This is a genomic window from Vulcanococcus sp., from assembly GCF_044369115.1.
Taxonomy (GTDB): domain Bacteria; phylum Cyanobacteriota; class Cyanobacteriia; order PCC-6307; family Cyanobiaceae; genus Vulcanococcus.
The window spans coordinates 1-7,942 of sequence record NZ_JBIPMN010000126.1 but is presented as its reverse complement, the minus strand read 5'-3'; the positions used below and the strand labels follow the sequence as shown (position 1 = coordinate 7,942).

Genomic DNA, 7,942 nt, shown 5'->3' with positions numbered 1-7,942 from the left:
ATCGGAGCCGGCCTGGCCTTGAAGGAACCAGTCTCCCAGTTTTTTGAATACATCACGATCCTGCTGGATAAACCCTTTCAACCGGGCCAATTGATCCAGGTGGGTCAGGTTTGGGGCACGGTGGAGAAAGTGGGGGTGAGGAGCACCCGCCTGCGCAGCATCAATGGTGAAGCGATCGTGATGAGCAACAGTGCTCTCACTGGAGCTGTGGTGGCGAATTTTGGCGAGATGCAACGCCGGCGTCTGATCGTGCGCCTGGGGGTCTGCTACGACACCCCTGTGGAGCAGCTGCAGCGCATCCCACCCATGCTCGAAACCATCGTGAACGCCGGTGCTGATGCCAGCTTTGACCGCTGCCATTTCGTCAGCTTCAACGACAGCAGCCTTGATTTCGAGCTGGTGTACTACGTGCCAACCAATGATTTCAACCGAGCGATGGATGTGCAGCAGCGCATCAACCTGGAGATCATGCGCTGCTTCGCCCATGCAGGGATTGCCTTCGCCTTTCCCACACGAACCCTTCAGATGGTGGGGGAGAAGCCCGGCTGATAAGCTTTTGCCTTGGCTCCAAGCGGAGTCGAGTCGTCAACATCCTTTGAACGGTCGGTCATGTCCCGGGTCTGCCAACTCACCGGCAAGCGCGCCAACAACGGCATGGCCGTGTCCCACTCCCACGTGCGGACCAAAAAGCTCCAGCAGGTGAACCTTCAAGAGCGTCGTCTGTGGTGGGCAGAAGGGAACCGCTTCGTGAAGCTGCGCGTCTCCACCCGCGCCCTAAAAACCATCCAGAAGAAAGGCCTGGGTGCCTACGCCAAAGAGCTGGGTATCAACCTGGCCAAGATCTGATCAACCGGATTCAACACGATGCAGCGCCGCCAGGTTCTGAGCGGACTCTCCATCGCCGCACTGGGCCTGCTGGGTTTACCCCGGCAGGCCTTTTGCATTGGAGGGGTTCTGCCCGCCCTTGATCAACCCGCTCCCGATTTCACGCTGCAGGGCGTGGTGCCTAGCAGCAGTGGCGAAGCTGAAGCCGCGCAGCGCAGCCTCAGCGACTTTGCCGGCGGCTGGCTGGTGCTCTACTTCTATCCGCGCGATTTCACGGAAGGCTGCACGATCGAGGCGCGCGGCTTCCAGCGCGATCTCGAAGCATTCCATCACGCCGGAGCCGACGTGGTGGGCATCAGTGCCGATAGCGCTGAATCACACGCCGAGTTCTGCGGGAGCGAGGCGCTGACCTACCCCCTGCTCTCCGATCCCGGCGGTTCCGTGAGCAAGGCCTATGGCAGCTGGATTTCGCCCTTCTCGCAGCGCCATACGTTCCTGATCGATCCCGAGGGAGTGCTACGGGAAACGTGGGTAGCGGTGCGACCCAGCGGTCACAGCCAGGAGGTTCTCACCAGCCTCAAGCGGCTGGCGGCTGACCATCCGAGCGCCTGAAGGTCATCAGCCAGCCGCTACCGGGCCCTTCCACCTCCCAGCGCGGCAGCCAGTGGCGCCAGCTGTAGACCACGTTGTGGCCGCCGGATCCCACCCGCACATAGCCGCCGTTGATGGTGTCGAGTTCGCCATAGGGATCGTTGAAGATCCCGGAGCCTGGCTCGAACCCCACTGCAAGGATCCAGTGGCCGCCGCCGCGTGGAGCCGATGAGGGCCCGTGGTGCAGAAAGCCCGTTGCCACGGGATAGCCCCCCTTCAGCTCAGCCTCGAGCGAGGCGCGATCGCCGTTGGTGCGGTAGCGGGCGATCACCCCGTAATCGGCACAGGCCCGAATCTGAGCGAGAGCTGAGGTTGTGTCGCCGTAGCGGCGCACGGTGTGCAGATAGGTGTCGTCAGCGTTGGTGCCCTTGAGGGCCTCAGGCCGCAGATACTTCACCGCCATGGCGCAGGTGCTGGAAAAACACATGCGGTAGGCCTGGCCGGGGATCCGGCTATCGGTCTGCACGTAGTACTGACGCACGGGCAGCAGCACACGCTGCCCTGTGGAGAGAGTCAATGGCCTTCAGGCCGCTTCTTTCCTGGTAGCACGCTCCATACGATTGAGGTGCGCCATGCCCACATGCAAGCTGTCGCAGTAGAGGCAGGTGCCCTGGAAGCACACTTGAAACAGCTCGCCACCACTGGCTTTGAGCTGATGAATCGTGCCACCGAGGGCACCGATCAGCACCGGTTGAGAGGCCATGCTGCACGCCGAGCAACCAACGGCCAGAGCGTCGCGTGGCGATCAGGCGGGCACCATCGGTAGAAATACCGGCACGGACCGTTCAGCCATCCAGCCCTACCTGGCGCTCCCAAGTGGTGAGCTGAGCTCGAAACCGGCCCCATTGGCGGCGCCGCAGCTGTTCATAAGACCCGCAGAAGCCTTCCCCAAGGCCGCTCCGCAAGGGCTGATCCGCAGCGAAGGCATCGAGTGCTTCCCCCAGATCACGGGGCAATCGGCCAAAGGCGCCATCCGGCAGAGGAGCGGCGTAGTTGTCGTTGTCGTGGCGGGGGCCGGGATCGAGCTGGCGCTCAATGCCATCGAGCCCTGCCGCCAGCACGGCGGCCTGCAGCAGGTAGGGATGGGCGGCACCATCCGGCAACCGCAATTCCAGTCGCTGATCGTCGGGAATGCGCACCATGTGGGTTCGGTTGTTGCCGCAATAGCTGATGCCGCCTGGGCTCCAGGTGGAACCGGAAGCGGTGGGAGGCGCCGCAAGCCGCCGGTAGCTGTTCACCGTGGGATTGGTGAGGCAGGCGAGCGCCGGTGCATGGTGAAGCAGTCCAGCGAGGAAGTGATAAGCGAGATCAGAGAGCCCCAGCTCTCCGGCTGGATCGTGAAAAGCGTTGCGGCCGGCTTGGTCCCAGAGTGAAATGTGCGTATGGCAGCCGTTGCCGGTCAGCTCCTGAAACGGTTTGGGCATGAACGAAGCCCGCAGCCCCTCGCGCTCTGCCAGCGACTTCACCATCACCTTGAAAAAGGCATGACGATCAGCGGTGGTCAGCGCATCGGCATAGGTCCAGTTGAGTTCGAACTGGCCGTTGGCGTCTTCGTGATCAGCCTGATAGGGCCCCCACCCCAGCTGCTCCATGCCATCCATCAGGGCTGACACCAGCGGAAAGCGGCGCATCAAGGCCAGCTGGTCGTAACAGGGCTTCTCCTGGGTATCGGCGCGATCTGCTACGGCATCGCCGCTGGGATCCAACAGGAAGAATTCAGCCTCCACGCCGCTACGCAGCTCGTAGCCGAGCGCTGCTGCCCGTTGAATCTGCCGCTGCAGCACCCGCCGCGGACACTGCTCCATCGGCGCCCCATTGAGCGTGAGTTCGGTGGCGACCCAGGCCACGTCGCTTTGCCACGGCAAGGGCGTGAAGCTGCGGGGATCGGGGATCGCCATCACATCGCCATCGGCGGGGCTGAGCTCAAGCCAGGCGGCAAAGCCGGCAAAACCAGCCCCGTCGCGGCTGATCCCGGTCACCGCGGCAAGAGGAACCAACTTGGCCCGCTGGATCCCGAACAAATCGGTGAAGGAGAACAGCAGAAAGCGAACGCCACTCTCGCGGGCAAGGCTGGTCAGATCGGTCATGGAGTTCTGGCGGTCAGCTGTCGAGCAGCTGATCCACGATTCGGCGCAAGTGCTGCTGCTCAGCAGGGCTGCTGTGGGGATTACCCGCGCGATGACCGAGCAGCGAATCGATCACATGGAATTGCGCACCGGGAATCGCAGCGGCATCGGCGGCCATGTCGTCAACCGTGAAATAGAGGTCACGATTGCAAGCCACCACGGCGGTACGCGCTTGAATGCCGGCGAGGGCCCCCTGAAGGTCGCGGCCAGGCGCCACATCATGGGCGAGCCACGTATCGAGCATGGCGATCAGATCGCGGGGGTCGTGGCGGCGGTAGTGGGGCAACCACTGCTGCTCCACGTACTCCTCCACCGACTGCTCCAAGGTTTTGAAGAACGGCTGAGAGGCAGCCCAGCTCGCATAGATCAACGCATAGGTGCGCAGCCCCTGCTCCGGCACCCCATCGAAACCCGATCCGGTCCAGCTGGCATCGGCCGTGAGGGCCTGGCGGAGGCTCAGGCAGAACAGGCGGTTATGGGGCGAGGTGCGGCTGGTTCCACAGACGCAGCACAGCCGTTGCACCTGATCGGGAACGTCGACGGCCCACTGGTAGGCCTGCTGCGCGCCCATCGACCAGCCGAAGATCAGCGGCAGGGTTTCCACGCCGAAGCATTCGGCTAGAAACCGTCGCTGGGCGAAGGTGTTGTCGCGGTGGTTCACGAGCCAACCCTGCTCCGCCAGACCCATGCCACCGTGGCTGGGGCTGGACGAATCACCATTGCCAAACATGCCGGCGATCACGATGCACCATCGCGATGGATCAAGCACCGGCCCCGCCAGCCAAGCCAGATCCATAGGCCTGGCGCCATAGGAGGTGGGGATGAGCACCAGATTGGTGCGATCCCGGTTGAGATCGCCGATCTGCACATAGCCGATGCGGGCGTCCTCGATGCGGCGGCCACACTGCAGGTGCACAGAGCCGAGGGCAAAGTGCCGATGTTGAACAGCGCTCATGGCGAGGGAGCGAGGCTGGTCAACCGCTGGAGCAACTGGCGATGCACAGCGAGGTAGCCGTTGTCGAGATGCTGCAGCCGAGGCGCCAGCTCCAGGTGCGCCTGCGCGAGGGCGTGGAACGGAAACGAAGGGTAGAGATGATGCTCCGCGTGGAACGGCATGTTCCACATCAACCAGCGCACCGGCGCAACGGTGAGGGTGGTGCGGGTATTGGCGAGGCCATCAGCGCTGAAACTGCAGCCGCTGTGCTCCGCAAGCAGAACCACCCGCAGAAACGGTTGTCCCACAGCTAGTGGCAACAGCCACGACCACAGCAGAAACCCATTGGCCTGCCAAAACGACGCAGCCAAAGCGATCGCGTACAGCACGAACTGCTGGCGTACCGAGCGACGCACATGAGGAATCAGCTCAGGGCTGAGATAGGGAAATTGGGAGAGATCCCCAAACAGCAGCCGCTGATAGCCGCGAACTTTGCCGAGCCACCAGGTGATTCCACTGATTTCCAGGGCGTAGCCGATCGGCGTGGTGGGAACGGGGTCATCGAGTTCTGGATCCAGGCCGGGCTGGTGGGTAAAGCGGTGATGCCATTGGTGATAGCGGCGATAAAAGGTGGCGTTGTAGAAGCTCAAGAGCCCCATCAACCAGGCCACACGGTCGTTGGTGGTTTTGGAGCGGAAAGCCGTGCGATGACAGCACTCGTGCAGGCCCGCAAAACAGGTGGCCAGGCCTACCCCACTCAGAAGGAGGCAGGGCAGTCGTAACCACAAAGGCAACAGCGGCTGACGCCAAAGCACCCCGGCCACCACGATCACCAGCAGATGGCCACTGAGCTGGAACCAGGCAGGTCCGTCCTGCAGCTGGTTCAGCTGCGCAAGGCGTTCGCGGGAGATCAGGAGGGAACTGCTCATGGCGCCAGTTCACCAGCTTGCGCAGCCTGGCTTCGGTAGGCAATGCAACGGTTTGAGCGCTGTGTCGGCAGCCCTTAACTCCAGCCGCTGAGCACCAGCTTCCCCACTGTTCGGCCGCTCTCCAGCTGGCGATGGGCGGCGCGGAGATGGGCGGCATCGATCGGAGCGAAAGGCTCTGCTGCGGTCGTGCGAATCCAGCCGCGATCCACCATTGAGGCCAGCTCGCCAAGCAGCTCGCCTTGGCGTGCCATATCCGGCGTGTTGAACAGCGAACGGGTAAACATCAACTCCCAATGCAGGGAGAGGCTTTTGCGCTTTAGAGCCAGCACGTCAATCGCTTGGGGCGGCGGGTCATCGATCAACGCCAACGCACCCTGGGGCTCGAGTAGATCCACCAGCTGCTGGAAGTGATCACCGGTGTGGTTCAGGCTGATCACCGAACGCAGCGGCGGCAGAGACAGCCCCGCCAGTTGATCCGCCAGCGAAGCGTGGTGATCCACCACATGCTCCACCCCCAGCTCTCGTAGCCAGACCTGGCTCTCGTGCCTGGAGGCGGTGGCCACCAACTCGACATCGGTAAGCAGACGTACCAACTGCACCAGGATCGAGCCAACCCCACCGGCTGCCCCCACCACCAGCAGGCTCTGACGCTGGTCGCTCTGCCCGCGGCGCGGCAGCTTCAGGCGATCAAAGAGCAGCTCCCAGGCGGTGATCGCCGTGAGCGGGAGTGCAGCGGCTTCCGCCGCGCTGAGGCTCTGAGGAGCGTGCGCAGCCAAACGGTAATCCACGCAGTGCAGGCTGCTATTGCAACCAGGCCGCTGCAGCGCACCCGCGTACCAAACCCGATCCCCAGGCGCAAAGCCGTTCACCCCTGAGCCGCTTGACACCACCGTGCCCACGGCATCCCAGCCAAGCACCCGCCAGGCACCGGGGGCGGGCTGCTCGCGGCAACGCACCTTGGTATCCACAGGATTCACGCTCACGGCCTCCACGGCCACCAACAAGTCGTGATCCATTGGGGAGGGATCCGGCAGGGTGATGTCGAGCAAACAGTCGACATCTGTGCTGATCCGCTCACTGCTGTAGCCAATCGCCTTCATGCTCAGGCCTCGAGGCTGGTGAGCAACGCGCGATGCAGGGCTGTGGCTTGAGCCATCGCTTGGAGGGAGGCCAGTGCAGGCGGATGCTCAAAGGCTTCCAGCCAGCTGCCCAGCACAGCAGCTGCAGCGGGAGAAGCATCCGCCAGATCAATGCAGCCGCAGCCGAGCTCGGTGGCACAGGCCTGCACCTTCGGGTCGTAGCTCAGAGCACTCACTGGGCTGCCGGCGAGGGCGGCCAGGATCAGGGCATGCAGCCGCATCGCCAGCACCAGCGATGCACTGCGGAACAGGGCCATCGCTTCGCTGGGGGTGGTGGCCTCCACCACACGGCTGCGCCGCGCAAGGGCGGCACCCACCAAACCCTGCTGCCGCAAGTGATCGAAAAGCGACTGATCCTGATCGCGGTGGAAGGGCAGCCAGATCACCTCACGCTGGGTCTGCTCCGCCAGATCCTCGAGGGCTTGCAGATAAGGATTCCAGGCCTGGCCCTGCAGATGAGGGGTGGGGCGCCAGCACACCACGATGGGGCCTCCCAGCCCCAGCCAATGCTGCCGCGGCAGGCTCCAAACCGCATCGGTGCCATGGGGTGCCGCCACACCAAGCTGCCGCGATAACTGAGCAGAGGCGGAATCGCGCCAGGAGATGGCTGTGGCCAGCGGCAACAGCAAACGCACCAGTGCACGACTGCGACGACGCCGCAAGGGGCCAAGCCCCTGGGCCCACAGCAGCACCGGCTTGCCCTGCAAGCGGGCGGCCGTGATCAGAGCCGCGTAATAAAGAAGGCTGCGGAAGCTGGTGGAGTCTTGGAGCAGGCTGCCGCCGCCGAGCACCAGAACACGGCATCGGCTCAAACCGTCGAGCACTGCACGAAGACTGCGGCGGTTCACGCAGGCGACGCCATGCTGTTGCCTGATCTGCTCTTGATCAAACGCGGTGACCAGCGGTTTGACCGACGGCGGGAGCTGCGCCAGCAGAGCCGCCAGCAGCGCATCGTCTCCGAGGTTGTGCTCGCCGTAGTAACCGCACAGGAGCACGGAGGTCGTCACACGGGATGGCGCGGATCCGGTCCAGCTTGACACCAGCCTTCAGACTCAGGCTGCGGCTGCCAACCGTTGGCGCAACAGGGGGATCTGTTCGTCGATCAGCTGGCGGGCGGCCGCCAGGCTGGCCGAACGACCGAGCACGGCTCCGCTGCAGTGCTGGATCAGATAGGCACCTTCGCAGCGGGGATAGCCGATCAGCTGGATGCGGCAACCGCGGTGGAGCCAGCAGGGCGTTGGGGCATGAGCAGGCATGGGCAGATGCAGCTGCAAAGGCAGTGCAACGCAGCCCTACCAGAAGGCAATCACAACTGTGCCCGTTGTGCAGCTGGCTTCA

General features: G+C 63.7%; 11 protein-coding genes. 3 read left to right on the top strand and 8 right to left on the bottom strand.

All coding sequences use genetic code 11. The features are described 5' to 3' along the window. The 3 genes from ACIQ2E_RS10355 to ACIQ2E_RS10345 all read left to right on the top strand — a co-directional run. The coding region (locus tag ACIQ2E_RS10355; RefSeq protein WP_398329890.1) for a mechanosensitive ion channel family protein at positions 1–549 on the top strand (549 nt) is incomplete at its 5' end. Between the two features lie 60 nt (positions 550–609). Then, positions 610–846, top strand: a complete 237-nt coding sequence (gene rpmB, locus ACIQ2E_RS10350; RefSeq protein WP_010308706.1) for a 50S ribosomal protein L28 — start codon at positions 610–612, stop codon at positions 844–846. 18 nt (positions 847–864) lie between these two features. Continuing rightward, positions 865–1,437 carry a peroxiredoxin gene (locus ACIQ2E_RS10345; protein ID WP_398329886.1) on the top strand — a complete coding sequence of 191 codons (573 nt, stop codon included), beginning with the start codon at positions 865–867 and terminating at the stop codon, positions 1,435–1,437. Here ACIQ2E_RS10345 and ACIQ2E_RS10340 read toward each other — a convergent pair. The 8 genes from ACIQ2E_RS10340 to ACIQ2E_RS10305 all read right to left on the bottom strand — a co-directional run bounded on the left by ACIQ2E_RS10340 (position 1,403) and on the right by ACIQ2E_RS10305 (position 7,860). After that, positions 1,403–1,993, bottom strand: a complete 591-nt coding sequence (locus tag ACIQ2E_RS10340; protein ID WP_398329883.1) for a hypothetical protein — start codon at positions 1,991–1,993, stop codon at positions 1,403–1,405. The genes ACIQ2E_RS10345 and ACIQ2E_RS10340 overlap by 35 nt on opposite strands. 6 nt (positions 1,994–1,999) lie before the next feature. Further along, entirely contained in the window at positions 2,000–2,179 is a 180-nt protein-coding gene (locus ACIQ2E_RS10335) for a hypothetical protein (protein WP_296446368.1), read from the bottom strand. A gap of 82 nt (positions 2,180–2,261) precedes the next feature. Further along, positions 2,262–3,563 carry a type III glutamate--ammonia ligase gene (glnT, locus tag ACIQ2E_RS10330; protein WP_398329879.1) on the bottom strand — a complete coding sequence of 434 codons (1,302 nt, stop codon included), beginning with the start codon at positions 3,561–3,563 and terminating at the stop codon, positions 2,262–2,264. 13 nt (positions 3,564–3,576) lie between these two features. Then, positions 3,577–4,557, bottom strand: coding sequence for a homoserine acetyltransferase (locus ACIQ2E_RS10325; protein ID WP_398329876.1), 981 nt, complete (start codon positions 4,555–4,557; stop codon positions 3,577–3,579). Continuing rightward, entirely contained in the window at positions 4,554–5,465 is a 912-nt protein-coding gene (locus ACIQ2E_RS10320; RefSeq protein WP_398329873.1) for a fatty acid desaturase, read from the bottom strand. Before ACIQ2E_RS10320 ends, ACIQ2E_RS10325 begins: the two co-directional genes overlap by 4 nt. Before the next feature lie 74 nt (positions 5,466–5,539). After that, the gene (locus ACIQ2E_RS10315; protein ID WP_398329870.1) at positions 5,540–6,565 is read right to left on the bottom strand and encodes a zinc-binding alcohol dehydrogenase family protein; all 1,026 of its coding nucleotides are present in this window, start codon (positions 6,563–6,565) and stop codon (positions 5,540–5,542) included. Positions 6,566–6,567: 2 nt separating this feature from the next. Continuing rightward, a complete protein-coding gene (csaB, locus tag ACIQ2E_RS10310; RefSeq protein ID WP_398329867.1) occupies positions 6,568–7,611 on the bottom strand; it encodes a polysaccharide pyruvyl transferase CsaB in 1,044 nt (347 codons plus the stop codon). Between the two features lie 45 nt (positions 7,612–7,656). Next, the gene (locus tag ACIQ2E_RS10305) at positions 7,657–7,860 is read right to left on the bottom strand and encodes a hypothetical protein (protein ID WP_398329864.1); all 204 of its coding nucleotides are present in this window, start codon (positions 7,858–7,860) and stop codon (positions 7,657–7,659) included. Between the last annotated feature and the right edge of the window lie 82 nt (positions 7,861–7,942).